This window comes from Enterococcus gilvus ATCC BAA-350, assembly GCF_000407545.1.
Taxonomy (GTDB): Bacteria; Bacillota; Bacilli; order Lactobacillales; family Enterococcaceae; genus Enterococcus_A; species Enterococcus_A gilvus.
On record NZ_ASWH01000002.1, the window covers coordinates 618396 to 633814 of the forward strand.

A 15419-nucleotide genomic window follows, 5' to 3' on the forward strand; every position below is an offset into this window, starting at 1 on the left:
CCTAATTAAAACATTTTTAAGATCGGGCTAAGAATCCATGCATAAAGCAGTGCGGCCGCAACGGTATCTACATCCGTCGCAGTGGCATTGACGAAGCCCATCTGATTGAAGATCGTTACTAAAAGTGCTGGTAAAAGGGTGATGAAAAAGCCGTGAGCAATCCCCCCGATGATCGCGCCTCGACGACCTCCGACTGCATTTCCGAAGATCCCCGCTGTTCCTCCTGCGAAGAAGTTCGTCAGCATTCCCGGTAGAATCATTGCTAAACCAAAGGTCGGCAAGATAAACATGGCGATGATCGTACCAATCGTCGTCGTAATAAAACCTAAGATCACCGCATTTGGTGAGTAAGGGAAAAATACTGGGCAGTCCAATGCTGGAATCGCGTTGGGTACTAGCTTCATCGCAATTCCTCGGAAAGCCGGTACGATCTCACCCAATAATAAACGGACTCCTGATAGCAAAACATAAACACCAACTACAAATTGGATCGCTTGTAAGAAGGCAAACATCAAGTAATGCTGCGCACCGTGGTCGCCAACTCCTGGTCCGGCGAAAGCGGCAGTGACGATATATAGCGGCACCATCACGACCATGACAGACAGATACGTATCCTGTAAGAATTCAAAAGATTTTGGTAGATTGATATCTTCGATGGATTTTTTGTTCTCGCCTCGTTCACCGAAAATATAAGCGACCCCAGCCTCAAACATATAACCAATCGTACAAAAATGACCTAATGCGATATCATTTGACCCTGTGATCTTACGAATGATCGGTTGCGCGATCGCCGGCATCGCGACTGCAAAAATCGCACCGACGATACTTCCAACAACGATCAGAACTAGACCTCTCAAGCCAGAAAAGTAGCCAAAAACAGTCGTCATCGTTGCCATCCATAGAATCGCTTGACCCGTTAAGAAGATGTATTTCCATTTGGTAAAGCGCGCGATCAGAATATTCACAATAAAAATACCTAGAAAAGTCAATGCTATGTCGCGCCCTAACCCCAATTCGTTCATCGCTTGCCCGTTGATCGCCTCGATTGAAGGGATGATCCCTTGCATATGAAATCCAGCCGTAAAGATTTCACCAAAATACGTAAGGCTTCCAACGATAATACTCGAACCCGCACTTAGTACTTGGAAGCCAAGCAATGTCTTTAAGGTTCCCGATAGGACTTGCCCCGCAGATTTTTTCTGCAAAACCAGCCCTAGCATCGCAATCAGTGCAATGGTGATGGATGCTTGTGTCAAAATATTTTCAATAATAAAATTAACAACTCCCATTTGTTTCGCTCCTTATTCGTTTTATAGTATTCATTTTTCTTAAAATCGAAAAATGAGTTTGATTCTCATGCCGTATACCATTCCACTAGTCTTCAAATGATAATTGGCCGTTTAAACCTTTGATCAGTGGAACTGGCATCCTTATTCGTTTTATAGTATTCATTTTTCTTAAAATCGAAAAATGAGTTTGATTCTCATGCCGTATACCATTCCACTAGTCTTCAAATGATAATTAGCCGTTTAAACCTTTGATCAGTGAAACTGGCATCCTTATTCGTTTTATAGTATTCATTTTTCTTAAAATCGAAAAATGAGTTTGATTCTCATGCCGTATACCATTCCACTAGTCTTCAAATGATAATTAGCCGTTTAAACCTTTGATCAGTGGAACTGGCATCCTTATTCGTTTTATTGTATTGTCTTTTAGAATGGCTTTATAAAGCGCCTTTTGCTTCTAAGATCGGTAGTAGTTTCTCTTCGATTTCTGGTTTGGACACAATATTTTTTAAATAGACAATGGCTGTTTGCTCTTCGTTGATCGAGAATTTTTCAAATTGTGACTTGAAATTTTGTGCAGTGATGATGATGTCCGAACGTGAAGAAGCTGCTGTGGAAATATCCACGTGATCCAGCTTTGCATCGACCCCATGTGCATTCAACACATCCTCAGCCGCCATTTGAGCCGCAAAGCTGCTTCCTAATCCTGCTCCGCATACGAATAAAATTGACACTTGTTTTCCCATTTTCTTTCTCTCCATTCTTTTTTATCTATTGAACTATGCATAATTCCGTTAACTAAATAAAATTTCCTTGAAACGATCGACATCCGTTTCTTTGCTTAAACGATCTATCTTCTCTTCATCATTGATCAGAGCGATCAGACTCTTCATGATATTTAAGTGAGAGTAGGAGTCCACCGCAGCCAGACAAAAGATGATTTTCACGGGATCGTTCTCTTCATTTCCGAATGCGATCGGTTCATTGATCGTAGCAACACTCACGCCTAAGCGGTTGACCCCGTCTTCCGGCCGCGCGTGGGCCAATGCGATGTACTTCCCGATTACGATATACGGACCATACTCCTTTACTGAGTCGATCATCGCCGTGACATACCTTGGCTCGATCACCCGCTCATTAATCAACGGTTCCGACACTCGCTGGATAGATTCCTCCCAAGTCTTCACCTGCTCATTCAATAAAATGTTGCTGTCTATTAAAACATCTTCTAACATCGGCTGAATCTCCTTCTTGTTTATCGTTAAATGGTTTTGATCAAAAAGCGTTTCCAATTCTTTGTAAATACCTTCAGTCACTTTTCCCCCGCTCTTCTCAACGGTCTCGATCAGTGCTGAAAATAGATGTGTCGAATCTTGATGATTGACCAAACGTTTAAGTTTTTGATTTTCTGTTAAGAATGCCGTAATTCGGCGTTTGCTTTCTTCTTTAATAATGGGTTCTAACTCTAAAACCGGCTTTTCTGAATAACGAATCGCCACCGTACTAAAGATCAAATCCACATCCAATTTTTCAATCAACGCTACTTCTCTAGAGCTCAATACGGCCAACACTTCGATATTAAATAACTCTTTCAAATTTTCAGACAACAGCTTGCCAGTCGCTACCCCGTGGTTGCAGATCACTACTGCTTTATAGATGTAGTGGAGGTCTTGGTTGATCGAACTGACCGAAGTCGAAAAATGAATGGTGAGAAAGGCAAGCTCGTCCTCACTCAACGTTTTCTTCGTTACTTGTTCGATAGCCGGAGTAAATTGTTGGATCGCTGCATATATATTGCAGTAATTTTTTTTGACCGTTTCTTTCAGCGGATTGACGATCTGGATATTGCTCTTCACTCGATTGATCATGCCGACTAAATGCTTGTAGAGGCCTTCCTGTAAGGATTCTTCTTTTCTGGAAAAAGGAATTTTGGTTTTTTCCTCAACAAACTGCATCAACTGGATCGACAACAATTGCGCTTGAACCCATTCGATCGAATTGTTCATGTCCCGCGAATTGAAGGTATTCAGCATAAAAACAATGTATTTGATCTCCACTTCTGGAGGGGAGAGCTGAAAAGTCTCGCAGATTGCTGTTACAAAATCTCGAATCTCACTTTGAGGAGTATCCGGTGCCTCCCACGCAGAACTTGCGATAAGGTCTTCTCGTAAATAACGATTCAGCCAAACGGCGGTAAAGACCAGCATCTGATTACGATAAATCGCGTCTTCTTCCAAATTCACAGACGACGCATACAAGTGATCCAGCTTTTCAAACAATTCTTCCGAAAGATAACTGGACAAAATCCTTCGATTAACCGAAAATTCTTGCTCAGACTGCGGAGAAATAACACCTACAGAACGATTGATGACCTCATATATCATCGTTCGAATCGACCGCTCTGCCCCCTTCAATACGATGCCTTGCTTCGCGACACTCAGTACCTCGATCCCATATTCCGCAAGCATGTTCCTGACCCGACGCATGTCTTCATCCAGCGTACTTTTCGAAATTTGATAATCCTCTTCTTTTTGATACAAGAAGACGGGCTTCCTGCTCAATGAAAAAGAAAGAATCAAATCAAACATCCGATTTTCGCGATCCAAATATTGCGTCTCCTCTGTCGCACCTAAGTGAGACAACAGGGACTTCTTTTCCTCTGAAGATAAAACCAGTCGATACCCTCTTTTTCTCAGATTTTTGATTTCTGAAAAGTGTTTTTCCACCAAAAATTGATTGATTTCTCGCAACTCATTTCGGATGGTTCGGGTGCTTGTATGAAATTCTTCCTCCAGCTTTGCCAAAGTGACAGGATAATCAGAAGTTATAAAAATACGTAATATATTAACTGTTCGATCCTTCATTTATATCTTCCTCTCGTCTAAGGTGAGTATATAACCCTTTATTTTTCTTGATAAGTAGAGATTTTTGCAATGTTTTTTGGCAACAATGTAAGCGCAACCTAAAAAAGATGTTTTTCTTCTTATAAAGAGCCTTACTTAAATCCGTTATTTTATGCGTCATTCAGAAGCGTTTATTTTTTTATCAACGACTCTTTTCTACTTTAAGATACCTGATTGCTCATGAAAAAAGAGCCGTTCCGTTGCCTTTTCTTCTGCTATCTAAACAATAAATAATCGAACGTTAATCATAAAATAACAGATTGTATCAAGTCAATAAATGAAGAGCACACAAAAAAATACAGTACCTGAATGGCTTAAACATTCAGGTACTGCATTTTCTTTTTTCTACGCCTGCACACTTGGCAAAATGGTCATTTCTGTGATAGCCACCTCGTCTGGCTGCTGAATAGCAAACAGGACGGTTTTCGCTACTGCTTCAGGAGTGATGGCGATTTGATAAAACTCTTCCATCCCTTGTTTGACTTCTTGTGTAGAAATCGTAGACAATAATTCCGTTGAGATGGCTCCTGGATAAAGCGTTGTAGTGCGAATATTCGTTTTTTCCAACGCAGACTCCATTCGGAAGCCTTCCATGATCGCTCGTACCGCAAATTTTGTCCCGGTATAAACAGCGTTTCCTGGAAAGACTTTTAACCCTGCAATTGAGCTTGTGGCTAATACATGCCCAGATTTTTGCTTGGTAAAATGAGGAAGCACCGCGGCTAAACCATTTAAAACTCCTTTGATATTGCAATCGATCATGTCGTTCCATTCTTCTGTTTTTAGCTCGCTCATATTGCTAGCCGGCATGATTCCAGCATTCGCAAATAATACATCCACTTTTCCAAAAGTTTTTACCGCTAAGTCAACTAGAGCTTCGACTTCTTCAGATTTCCGTACATCTGTAGTAGCGTAAACACTCGTTTCTCCGAATTCTTTTACTAATTGCTGCAACTTTTCTTCTCTCCGGGCGCCCAATACCACCTTCGCCCCTTCATTAACCAGCATTCTTGCAGTAGCTTCCCCAATTCCAGAGGAGGCCCCTGTGATCACCACAACTTTTCCTTCTATAGTTTTATTCATTTTATCCCTCAATTCTGTTAAAAAATATCTTCTGCTAACGCGAACGCACTCCACGCCTTTGGCCACCCCGCATAAAATGCGAGATGTGTGATCAATGCGACGATTTCTTTTTTTGTCACGCCATTTTTCTTTGCTATTTTTAGATGTGCTTCTAATTGAGGTGCCCCCATCGCCAACAAGGCTGAACAGGTGATCATACTGCGGTCATGGGCGGAAAGCTCGTCTTCCTTAGCCCATACTTCTCCAAATAATACATCGTCATTCAACGCTGCAAACTGCGGGGCAAATTCACCTAATCATTCTCTTCCTGCTGTTTGTTTTTCCATTTGCTATGCTCCTATCTTTAAGGTAAACTTTTTTTGCAATTTGGGTTTACTTTATTTATTCAAGTTCTTATTTTAGTTGGTCATACCAGTCATCCGATACAGGCTCTAACCATTCGGGCGTGCCTGCTGTAATAGCGATATGCTCAAACCAACTGTCTTTTGCGGCGCCATGCCAATGCTTGACCCCATCATGGGTGATGACCACATCTCCTGCACTTAGACGACGTGCTTCTTTGACTTCTTCTTGGTACCAGCCTTCTCCCCCAGTAACTAACAATAATTGATAGCCCTCGTGATGAATGTGCCAGTTATTGCGGCAACCTGGTTCAAAGGTCACGTTTGCAACACCTACGTCAACCGTCGGATCAGCGATCAGTGGATGGAGATAGCTTTGACCGACAAAAAATTCCGCATACGCTTCGTTCTTTTCGCCAACGGGAAAAATCACGCCATTTTCAACTTCTTTATGTTTTACCATTCTTTTTTCCTCCTGTTTCATGATTGTTGTTTCGAATAAGAAAGCAACCAATTTTTTATCGCAGTATCTGCGCGTTCACTCTTTGATCCGCGAATCGCTAACCCGGTTTTGATCTCCGCACCGCTGCAGACAAGAGACAGCTCCTCCAGACTTGAACCAAAAGCACTGCCTTCATGCGTACAAAAGGGATAGATCACTTTGTCTTTCCACTCATGATCTGCTAAAAAAGTCTGAATGATCCGCGGATAGGTTCCCCACCAATTAGGAAAACCAAGAAAAACGGTCTTAATTTTTTCTAAATCGATCGGGTCCTTCTGATAGTCCACTCGTTGAGCTTGTAACTTTTCTAGTCTTGCCTGCTCCACGGCTTCCTCATAATTAACTGGATAGGGAACAATAGGACGGATCGAATACGCGGCTAGTTGTGTCTGCTCACTGATTATCCTGGCCAATCGTTCGGTGTTTCCGACCGAAATCATTTTTTTCTTACCATCAATATAGTTTTCTCCTGCTCGAGAGAAAAAAATTATTATTGAAGTCATCGCACAGCCTCCTTCAAATAGTCCTTCACTATTGATTAAAGTCATAGACCTTCTATTTTCCAGTCCGTTCCTTCTCTGATTGCGGATAGCGATCGCCAACGATCGTCAACGCAGCCACGGCTTGATTCATCTGGCTTAATTCTTCTTTCGTAAAGGCAATCGTACTCGCCTGGTTATTTTCAGTTAATCGGTTGCTGTTTGTGGTGCCCGGAATCGGAACGATCCACTCTCTTTGTGCTAAGATCCAAGCAATCGCGATTTGAGCAGAAGTGGCTTCTTTCTTTTTGGCGATTTCATGGATCAGGTCAAGAACCCCTTGGTTGGCCGCCATTGCCTCTTGAGTAAAGCGCGGCAGCTCTGCACGGTTGTCGTTTTCATTAGCAATAGATTCTTTCGTCATTGTTCCGGTCAAAAAGCCTCTTCCTAATGGGCTATAGGCCAATAAACCTATCCCTAATTCTTCCAGAATCGGAAAAATATCCGTTTCTAACGCGCGCCACCAGATCGAGTACTCACTTTGAATTGCTGTTAGAGGCTCGATGGCATGGGCTTTTCTGATCGTATCTCCGCTTGCCTCAGACAACCCCCAATGGCGAATTTTGCCTTCTTTTCTAAATTGCTGGATGGTTTCCGCCACCTCTTCAATAGGAGTATGGGGGTCCACTCGGTGAATATAGTACAAATCGATATAGTCGGTCTGCAGCCGCTTAAGTGACCCTTCCAAAGAGGCTCTTAACGTTTTTTTACTGCTGTCGGGAAAATTGGATTGCCCGTCGATCTTAAATCCCCCTTTCGTAGCGAGGACGATGTCTTTTCGAAAATCTTTGACAGCTTCTCCCACGAGAATTTCATTTGTGTAGGGACCATACACTTCTGCGGTATCGAACATTGTGACGCCTTGGTGAAAGGCTTCTTGCACAACGCGCGCCATTTCCTTTGGCTCTTTGGCAGGTCCACGATGGTGATTCAGCCCCATACAGCCATACCCTAATTCTGATACCTCCAACTTCTGTTGACCAAGTGTTCTCTTTTTCATCTAATTGCCTCCTTCATAAAAAAAAATGAGCGATATTCTGAATACATTCAGAATACAGCTCATTGTTCCTACTATCTAATGCTTATATCAGCATACTACTATAGCTGAAAAGCATACTTGAAGCGGTTGATCAATTCTTGTACAGCCGGCGTTTGCAGACGCTTTTTCCAAACCAATACACAGTTTGTTTTGACTGTGGGATACAACGGGATAAAGACGGATTCTTCTAATTTCCGATCAGAAATCGCCCCCTCAACGGTTAGCGCTGCCCCGACTTTATGATCCACCAAAGGCAAAACATTGAATATCAAATTGAAATTTCCAACAACATTCAGTTGCTCAAACGGACTTCCCGACCATTTTGCAAGTAGCCTTTGGACCTCTGGACGACTTGAGCATAACAACGGCAGCCCTTTGATATCTTCAGGAGTCAGTACGTCCTTTTTCGCGATAAATAATTCTCTAGAAACGAGGATTCCCCATCGCTCTTCCCGAGGCAACAGAAGGGTCTCCACTTCCCTCAAATCAATCGGCTCCAGCAAAACTGCTAGATCTAGAATTCCTTTTTCTAGGCGATCAGAAATATCATCACTCGTTCCAGTAACTAGATTGAACTGAATCTGAGGATAGTCGCTGACCAGCTCCTCCAAAAGCATAGCCACGGTGTCTGAATTGTCCGCTTCTACACAACCAATGGCGATCGTTCCGCTTAGTTGCTCCTTTCGTTGAGCAGAAAAGGCTTGTTCCAGCTTCTCATCCAACGCCAAGATTTCCTCGGCTCGTTCCTTCAAAAAATACCCATCTTTTGTCAAACTCAACCGATTCTTTTCACGATGAAAAAGCGGTGCACCGACCGTTTCTTCCAGCTCCTTGATTTGACGACTCAATGTAGGTTGGGTGATATTTAAGATCCGAGCAGCACGAGAGATGTTTCCTTCCTGTGCAACAGCCCAAAAATATCGTAAAAGTCTGATTTCCATAACTTCCGCCTTTTTACTTTTCTTTCACTATAGCAGATTAGCCTAGAGGATTAAAAAGCTTACGCGTTGATAAGGTCCAGCTTCTCAAGCATATAGGCGATACCGCCCTCATCATGAGACAGCGTGACCTCATCCGCGACAGCTTTTAGTTCCTCTTTTGCATTGCCCATTGCGATTCCCAGGGCCACGGCTTCAAACATGTCGATGTCATTCACGCCATCTCCAAAGGCGATACATTCAGCCTTTTCCCGTTGAATATGCTGCAGGAGCGTTTCGATAGCTGTTCGTTTATTGATGTTCTTCAGCCCGATCTCCCCGCTGTCAGGACCAAAGGCCGAAACGGTACTTCTCAGCATTTGGAAATCACCGTCGTATTCCTCATGAATGACTTCATAAGGAATCGATTGATTCACAAAAGACACTTTGTTCACGTCTTCATAGTCGATTTTGCTGGGATCTTCAATCAGCAAATCTAAAAACCATTTGACCGATTGGATTTTTGCTTGCCCTTCTGGTGAATCCTCCGCCGTTTCTCCCAACGTAAGCTGAATGAGCAGCTTTCTCAAGTTGGCACTCGCAAATAATCCTTGATTCGATTCAAGGTAATATTCTACCTGATGCGCCTCTAAGAACTGGATCAGTTTGTTCAGCTCAGCCGCATCAAATACACGGTGTAAAATAACTTCTTCTTCCACTTCGCAATAGCCTCCGCCAGCACCGATAATGCCGCTGATCGGCAGTGCAAGCACATCGTCAGGAATCTCAGCTTTTGACCTTCCCGTACATAAATAAAACTGATTCCCCTGTTCATAGGCTTGCTGGATCGCCTCTTTTGCACTTTCTGGAACACGTCCGCTTTCATTGCACAAGGTACCATCAATATCCAAAAACACTACTTTTCCCATTTTATCCCCCATCATTTTAAAATAACGTTTTGTACAATTTCAGATTCTATCTGGTTACACGGTCTATCCCAAAAATCTTATGATTTCGTGAAAATTGCGGTTCACAGACTTGAATCATGTGATCGTAATTATCCAATTTCTGTTCTAAGCGAGCAATCGTCGCATGGATCAGCTTCTGCTTCTCAACCAATTTTTCGTGCTCCTGAATCAAGATTTCCTTCCGTTCCAATAACGTCGCATCGCCCTGTTGATAGAGGGTTGAATACCTCGCCAATGACTCGATGGATAGGCCAGAATCGCGCATGTACTTAATAAATTCGACCCACTTAATATCCTCTTCCTGAAAGTCTCGAATACCCAACTCGTTTCGGGTGATCGGCGGAAGCAGCCCTTGCTTCTCATAGTAACGGATCGTCGCTGGCGTCATATGAAACTTCGCAGCCACTTCTGAAATATTCATAGTCACCGCTCCTTTTTTAAGTTTTGCCGTTTCACTCTATAATAACCATCCTATTCGTTCAATTCTATCAGTCTTAAGGTTCGGAATAAAGGGAGCTTTGCATAATAGCATCCGCATTTCTGATATACGCCCTTTTTTATTGATTATTTGTAAAACGATTAGTGCTTTTCTTCGATTTTAGCTATGTCCTACGACTCGATGAGGAACATACGGTTCTTCCAAATAACGGACATCTTCTTCTGAGAGCTTGAAATCCACTGCACCAACAGCCGTCTCGATATGCTTCATTTTAGTCGCTCCGATTATTGGTGCTGCGACGGGATTTTTTTGCAGCACCCAGCCGAGTGCGATATTGACCCGGTTCGTTTCATATTTTTCTGCTAATTCAGCGACACGATCAATGATCACCTGATCCTTTTCCGCTGTTTCGTCATATTTTGCTTTTTGTGCGGTATCTGTTGTGCTGCGTTTCGTCACTTGAGCGCGGTCACGGAGCAACCGTCCAGAGGCCATCGGACTGTAGGGCGTCAACGCGATTTTTTCTGAGCGGCAATAAGGGATCATCTCCCGCTCTTCTTCCCGATAGATCAAATTCAGATGATTCTGCATCGATACGAATTTTGTCCAGCCATTTTTTTCAGCCACATGATTTGCCTGTTGAAATTGATACGCAAACATCGCGGATGCGCCAATATAACGAGCCTTGCCCGATTTCACTACATCATGTAGTGCTTCCATCGTTTCTTCGATCGGCGTATTTTCGTCCCAACGATGAATGATATAAAGATCAACATAGTCTGTCTGAAGCCGTTGCAAACTCTGATCAATTTGCGCCATGATATGTTTTCGTGACAGCCCTTGCCCATTTGGCCCATCAAACATTTTTTGATGAACCTTTGTCGCCAGAACGATTTCCTCACGCGTCGCAAAATCCTTCAATGCTTTCCCGAGAATCTCTTCGCTTCTTCCTAATGAATAGACGTTAGCAGTGTCGAAAAAGTTGATCCCTAACTCCAGCGCTCTCTTGATCAAGGGACGACTCTCTTCTTCTTCCAATACCCACTCATGAATCCAATTCTTCGGATCGCCAAAACTCATAGAACCTAAACAAATTCTTGAAATATCCAATCCTGTATTTCCCAACTTCACATAATCCATTCGTCTCCACACCTTTCTTTTCTATACCATACACGTTGAAGTCCACTTTAAGGCAAGCGTTTTATTAAAAAGATTGCCTTTTTTTCAATTTGTCTTTATCCTTTTTAGTATAGAGAACGTTCTTGAAAAAATTGCTTTTCCTAGAACGCTCTTTTTACGGTGAAATCTAAGCGCCAGATTCTTCTTTTTTTGTTATCCAAACGACACGTAATCTATACAACACGATTCTTTATATAATACTATTCTCTATTCATTATACGTTATTTAAATAAGAAAAATTTGAGGTGACCAATGAATTCAGCAATCGGATTAGGAAATATCCTTGCATTTATCGTTTCTTATAGAAAATGGCACAGTCTTTTTTGGGCCTTCTTCCACGGGATGTTTGGATGGGGCTATTTATTCTATTACGGGTTATTTTATTGGGGACAATAATAAATAAAACCGCACGGAGTAAAATCCTGTGCGGTTTATTTGTTATTCTCCCAAGACGATTCCAGCATCGTTGATCGCGGCTTCAACGATGGCCATTACGATTTTGCTATGCTCTAATTGTTTTTTTACAAATGCTTGATCATTTTTATCGATCACTTGGCTAAAGAGTTTAAACTCATCAAACATGCGGTGTGGATGATCTTTGTGATCAAAGGTCTCTTTTTCTCCTGAAAGTTTTTCTGTCGTATAGCTGTCTAACGTGTTCGTCGGTCCATTCACCACGACCGATCCTTCTGTCCCTTGAATGGTTGAGCGAATGGTCGCTTGTGAATCCTTCGCACCAATACAAACAACTTTCACATCGCCATAATCCAGCAGCAGCATGCCAGACGTATCAATGTCTCGTTCGATGTTGGCTAAGTAGCGAACGTCTTTTGGTTTACCAAGCAGTCCCACCACTAAATGAATGTTGTAGATATTGATATCCATCAAGGCGCCGCCGCCCTTTTTCGGATCGAAGGCTGGCAAAATCGTTCCTTCTTTGAAGGCATCATAGCGCGAGGAATATTGCGAGTAGTTGCATTCGATGATTTTCAATGCGCCGATTTTCTGGCTCGCTTCTTTGATTCCTTGGTAGTTTTTCAAATATTGGTTGGTGATCGCCTCTACTAATACTACCTCTTTTTCTGATGCGAGGGTTTCCAATTCCACTAATTCCCCATACTTCAAAGTAAAGGGCTTCTCGCAAATCACGTGCTTTCCTGCCTCCAAGGCCTTTTTTGCAAAACTGTAGTGAAGGTGGTTTGGCACCGCTACATACACCGTGTCGAAGGCGTCGCTTTTTAAGCATTCTTCAATATCCGTGTAGGCGGCATCGATTCCGTATTCCTCAGCTAATTTTTCCGTTTTTTCTTGGCTTCTTTTTGTTCCTAAAATCGCCTTTAATTGAATCTCCGATAAATCTTTCGTGATCGATAAAAATTCTTGCACGATTTTCCCAGAACCAAAAATGGCTAAATTCATGTTTTTTCCTCGCTTTCTTTATCGTGTGAGTGGTTGGATACCCTTTTCCAGCATCTCGATTTGCAGCAGTGTCTCCTCATCTTTGACAACTTTAGGTTTCCCGTTGATCAGCGTGTCATAAATATCCTCGTAGACGCGGCTATAGTCGCCAATTTCAGAAACGACCTTTTCTTCATGGTAGGTCCCTTCCTCGTCCATGTACGTCAATGTCCCGTAATGCTCCGGTAAATCAATCCCAAAATCTTTGTTTTCTGGAATATAGAACATTTTCAAGTGTTCTTCTTGGCGGTCTTTGGTCTCCTTCACAAAGACACCTTTCTTGCCATAGACTACAAAGCTAGGACGTTCCTTTAGACGGAAATAGCTCGATTTCACTGAAACCTTCATACGACCATAAAACAAATCCAAATCAAAGTAATCATTCATCCGATCGTCGCCTAAAAGCTGGCGAACCTCATAGTGGACGTCATCCGGGCGACCAAAATACGAGATCACTTGATCCAGCGTGTGGCACGCATGCCCATACAGGTAGCTCGTTCCAATAGAGAAGGTTTCAACACTCTCTGGTACTTCTGGACGGAAGTAATCGTAGTGCATCTCGACTTCTAAAAGATCCCCTAACACACCACTTTCGATTACTTTTTGAACGGTTAAAAAGTCGGAATCATAACGGCGATTTTGATAACATTGGACAAATAATCCTTTTTTCTCCGCCAATCTGTACAATTCCTTGGCTTCGTCAGAGGTTTCTGTAAAAGGTTTTTCAATCAGGACATTTTTTCCGTGCTCCAACGCTTCTTTGCCTAATTTGAAATGCAGCGGACTGGGCGTTGTCACCACGACCAATTGAATCTCTGGGTCATTGTAGATGTCAGTGATGTCCGATGTATACGTCGTGCCGGGATTTTTCTCCCAAGTGATCCGCCCACTTGGCGAGTAGATTGTTTTGACGGTGATTTTTTCTGGTAGTTTCGTAGAAAATGGCAAGTGATACCGATTTGTACTTTTTCCGTTTCCGATATAGGCAATCGTCAGCATGTGTAGATCCCTCCAAATTTTTTGTTGTTACCTTTATTATAGAAGAAACCCGTTTATTGAGAAGCCTTTTCAGCAAAACAGGTCGTTTTATTCACGCATTCGCGAAAACTGCTTCGATTTCTGAACATTTCTACCAGAAATTTTTACAAACTAGAGAGAATTCTTCTGGAAACCAACAAAATACGTTATGATACCTGTTAAGAGTACCCTCCAAAATAAATGGAGTGACAAAGGAGAAGGTGACACCCATGTTATTAATCGATAAGTTGCGGCTGCAAAATGACTTGACCACTACGGAAAAACGGATTGCGGATTATATCCTGCAGCATTTGCCAACGATCCCGGCCATCAATGTCGCTGATTTGGCCAAAGACACGTACACCTCCCATTCTTCAGTGATTCGTCTGGCGAAAAAAATGGGGTATGAAGGATTTCGGGATTTCCGCGTGGCAATCTCTGAGGTAGCCCACAGTGACCTTTATCGGGCTGATCCAGTAGATGCTAATTTCCCTTTTACAGCACAAGATTCTACAAAAGAAATCGCTAAAAAGCTGGCAGATTTGACGATCAACACTGTGCAACGGACCTACGCTCAGCTCGATGAACCGGCTTTGGATGATGCAGCAAATCTATTAGCGAACGCCGATCGAATTTTTCTATTTGCACAGGGGGATTCCCAAATTCGCGCACGCAGCTTTCAAAACAAGTTGATCAAGATCAATAAATTTTTGATTCTCGCAGATGAATATGCCGATGAAGAATGGCACGCTGCCAGTCTTACGAGCAAGGATTGCGCCATTTTTATTACCTACCGGGCAAATGTGCCGCAGTACGAACGGATGATGAAACATTTCTTGAATGAAAACATTCCTTCACTGCTGTTGACGGGGAACAGCCGTTCACATCTGATTCCACTTGCGACTCGGGCACTCGTATTTACCCAAGAAGAGAAGGATTTTATAAAAGTCAGCACCTTTTCGTCACAGGTGGCGTTTGAGTATCTCTTAGATACCCTTTTTTCCCTTTTATATGCCAAAAACTTCCAACAAAATCTGACAGAATTCAAAAAGAAAAATGCCTGGATCGAAACAGGAACACTCTCAGAACTTTCCAAATCAAAAGAAAAAGACGAATTTACTTAACAAACGTAAAGTAAATTCGTCTTTTTCTTTACACAATGAGTGAAAAATCGTGATTGATTATTTCCAGCAACTCAAACTGATCCTCTTCAAAGGCGAATTTCAGAATACAGCAATTTGCGATTCTCCCTTGTAGATCTATCTTGGTTTTGTGTTCCCATTCCCGCATAAATTGCCGACAAGATGCTCCGTGAGAAACCATCAAAATCGTTTTCCCCTGATCTTCCCGAGCCAGTTCAAGAACCGTCTGTGCCACTCGTGCACGAAAGTCCTTTTCCCCTTCCCCGCCAAATTTAGTGAAAAAATCACCGTAGGGCAAGGGTGGATTCAAATATTCATGCTCTGCCTCTAAATCGCCAAAATACCATTCCTTCAATCCTTTGACCCGTTTATAAGGCATATCTGTCACCAGCTCCAACGTATCACAGGCTCTTTCCGAGGTAGAGGCATAGGCACTATCCAGCTCAATCTTGTTTCTGACAAAATAATCCCGCGCGATCAGCGCCTGCTTCTTGCCAAGCTCTGTTAAAGGCGAGTCACACCACCCTTGTATTTTTTTCTGTTGATTAAATAACGTCTCCCCGTGACGCATCAAATAGATCGTTTTCATTTTTTCACTCCATTTCC

General features: G+C 42.6%; 16 protein-coding genes and 1 pseudogene. 2 read left to right on the plus strand and 15 right to left on the minus strand.

Annotated elements, in window-relative coordinates; translation table 11 throughout:
* Positions 1–5: 5 nt before the first annotated feature.
* The 12 genes and pseudogenes from I592_RS18010 to I592_RS18065 form a co-directional block, all read right to left on the minus strand.
* Positions 6–1289, minus strand: a complete 1284-nt coding sequence (locus I592_RS18010; RefSeq protein WP_010779143.1) for a PTS sugar transporter subunit IIC — start codon at positions 1287–1289, stop codon at positions 6–8.
* A gap of 434 nt (positions 1290–1723) precedes the next feature.
* Positions 1724–2032, minus strand: a complete 309-nt coding sequence (locus I592_RS18015) for a PTS sugar transporter subunit IIB (RefSeq protein WP_010779142.1) — start codon at positions 2030–2032, stop codon at positions 1724–1726.
* A 48-nt stretch (positions 2033–2080) separates the two neighbouring features.
* The gene (locus tag I592_RS18020) at positions 2081–4150 is read right to left on the minus strand and encodes a BglG family transcription antiterminator (protein ID WP_010779141.1); all 2070 of its coding nucleotides are present in this window, start codon (positions 4148–4150) and stop codon (positions 2081–2083) included.
* A gap of 384 nt (positions 4151–4534) precedes the next feature.
* Complete coding sequence (locus I592_RS18025; protein WP_010779140.1) at positions 4535–5272, minus strand: SDR family oxidoreductase; 738 nt, start codon at positions 5270–5272, stop codon at positions 4535–4537.
* Between the two features lie 17 nt (positions 5273–5289).
* Positions 5290–5598, minus strand: a pseudogene (locus I592_RS18030) (carboxymuconolactone decarboxylase family protein).
* A 67-nt stretch (positions 5599–5665) separates the two neighbouring features.
* Entirely contained in the window at positions 5666–6076 is a 411-nt protein-coding gene (locus tag I592_RS18035) for a cupin domain-containing protein (RefSeq protein ID WP_010779139.1), read from the minus strand.
* 17 nt (positions 6077–6093) lie between these two features.
* Entirely contained in the window at positions 6094–6618 is a 525-nt protein-coding gene (locus I592_RS18040; RefSeq protein WP_010779138.1) for a flavodoxin, read from the minus strand.
* A gap of 52 nt (positions 6619–6670) precedes the next feature.
* Positions 6671–7654 carry an aldo/keto reductase gene (locus I592_RS18045; RefSeq protein WP_010779137.1) on the minus strand — a complete coding sequence of 328 codons (984 nt, stop codon included), beginning with the start codon at positions 7652–7654 and terminating at the stop codon, positions 6671–6673.
* A gap of 98 nt (positions 7655–7752) precedes the next feature.
* The gene (locus I592_RS18050) at positions 7753–8634 is read right to left on the minus strand and encodes a LysR family transcriptional regulator (RefSeq protein WP_010779136.1); all 882 of its coding nucleotides are present in this window, start codon (positions 8632–8634) and stop codon (positions 7753–7755) included.
* A gap of 59 nt (positions 8635–8693) precedes the next feature.
* A complete protein-coding gene (locus tag I592_RS18055) occupies positions 8694–9539 on the minus strand; it encodes a Cof-type HAD-IIB family hydrolase (RefSeq protein WP_010779135.1) in 846 nt (281 codons plus the stop codon).
* 46 nt (positions 9540–9585) lie between these two features.
* Positions 9586–9999, minus strand: coding sequence for a MerR family transcriptional regulator (locus I592_RS18060; RefSeq protein WP_010779134.1), 414 nt, complete (start codon positions 9997–9999; stop codon positions 9586–9588).
* Between the two features lie 177 nt (positions 10000–10176).
* Positions 10177–11157 carry an aldo/keto reductase gene (locus I592_RS18065; protein ID WP_010779133.1) on the minus strand — a complete coding sequence of 327 codons (981 nt, stop codon included), beginning with the start codon at positions 11155–11157 and terminating at the stop codon, positions 10177–10179.
* Positions 11158–11448: 291 nt separating this feature from the next.
* On the opposite strand from I592_RS18065, the gene I592_RS21760 reads away from it, so the two are divergent.
* Entirely contained in the window at positions 11449–11592 is a 144-nt protein-coding gene (locus I592_RS21760) for a hypothetical protein (RefSeq protein WP_010779132.1), read from the plus strand.
* A gap of 42 nt (positions 11593–11634) precedes the next feature.
* Here the strand turns inward: I592_RS21760 and I592_RS18070 are convergent, their stop codons facing one another.
* Together I592_RS18070 and I592_RS18075 are read right to left on the minus strand one after the other, a co-directional pair.
* Entirely contained in the window at positions 11635–12615 is a 981-nt protein-coding gene (locus tag I592_RS18070; protein WP_010779131.1) for a Gfo/Idh/MocA family protein, read from the minus strand.
* Between the two features lie 18 nt (positions 12616–12633).
* Entirely contained in the window at positions 12634–13653 is a 1020-nt protein-coding gene (locus I592_RS18075) for a Gfo/Idh/MocA family oxidoreductase (RefSeq protein ID WP_010779130.1), read from the minus strand.
* A gap of 248 nt (positions 13654–13901) precedes the next feature.
* Between I592_RS18075 and I592_RS18080 the strand changes: the two genes are divergently transcribed.
* Complete coding sequence (locus I592_RS18080) at positions 13902–14795, plus strand: MurR/RpiR family transcriptional regulator (protein WP_010779129.1); 894 nt, start codon at positions 13902–13904, stop codon at positions 14793–14795.
* 28 nt (positions 14796–14823) lie between these two features.
* On the opposite strand, the gene I592_RS18085 is transcribed toward I592_RS18080, so the two are convergent.
* Positions 14824–15402, minus strand: coding sequence for a histidine phosphatase family protein (locus tag I592_RS18085; RefSeq protein ID WP_010779128.1), 579 nt, complete (start codon positions 15400–15402; stop codon positions 14824–14826).
* Positions 15403–15419 lie beyond the last annotated feature (17 nt).

Bases quoted from the DNA above. Each gene is read 5' to 3' on its own strand.
- I592_RS18025 (WP_010779140.1), bottom strand. From the start codon at position 5,272: ATGAATAAAACTATAGAAGGAAAAGTTGTGGTGATCACAGGGGCCTCC.
- I592_RS18085 (WP_010779128.1), bottom strand. From the start codon at position 15,402: ATGAAAACGATCTATTTGATGCGTCACGGGGAGACGTTATTTAATCAA.
- I592_RS18020 (WP_010779141.1), bottom strand. From the start codon at position 4,150: ATGAAGGATCGAACAGTTAATATATTACGTATTTTTATAACTTCTGAT.
- I592_RS18065 (WP_010779133.1), bottom strand. From the start codon at position 11,157: ATGGATTATGTGAAGTTGGGAAATACAGGATTGGATATTTCAAGAATT.
- I592_RS18075 (WP_010779130.1), bottom strand. From the start codon at position 13,653: ATGCTGACGATTGCCTATATCGGAAACGGAAAAAGTACAAATCGGTAT.
- I592_RS18045 (WP_010779137.1), bottom strand. From the start codon at position 7,654: ATGAAAAAGAGAACACTTGGTCAACAGAAGTTGGAGGTATCAGAATTA.
- I592_RS18055 (WP_010779135.1), bottom strand. From the start codon at position 9,539: ATGGGAAAAGTAGTGTTTTTGGATATTGATGGTACCTTGTGCAATGAA.
- I592_RS21760 (WP_010779132.1), top strand. From the start codon at position 11,449: ATGAATTCAGCAATCGGATTAGGAAATATCCTTGCATTTATCGTTTCT.
- I592_RS18040 (WP_010779138.1), bottom strand. From the start codon at position 6,618: ATGACTTCAATAATAATTTTTTTCTCTCGAGCAGGAGAAAACTATATT.
- I592_RS18010 (WP_010779143.1), bottom strand. From the start codon at position 1,289: ATGGGAGTTGTTAATTTTATTATTGAAAATATTTTGACACAAGCATCC.
- I592_RS18050 (WP_010779136.1), bottom strand. From the start codon at position 8,634: ATGGAAATCAGACTTTTACGATATTTTTGGGCTGTTGCACAGGAAGGA.
- I592_RS18035 (WP_010779139.1), bottom strand. From the start codon at position 6,076: ATGGTAAAACATAAAGAAGTTGAAAATGGCGTGATTTTTCCCGTTGGC.
- I592_RS18060 (WP_010779134.1), bottom strand. From the start codon at position 9,999: ATGAATATTTCAGAAGTGGCTGCGAAGTTTCATATGACGCCAGCGACG.
- I592_RS18070 (WP_010779131.1), bottom strand. From the start codon at position 12,615: ATGAATTTAGCCATTTTTGGTTCTGGGAAAATCGTGCAAGAATTTTTA.
- I592_RS18015 (WP_010779142.1), bottom strand. From the start codon at position 2,032: ATGGGAAAACAAGTGTCAATTTTATTCGTATGCGGAGCAGGATTAGGA.
- I592_RS18080 (WP_010779129.1), top strand. From the start codon at position 13,902: ATGTTATTAATCGATAAGTTGCGGCTGCAAAATGACTTGACCACTACG.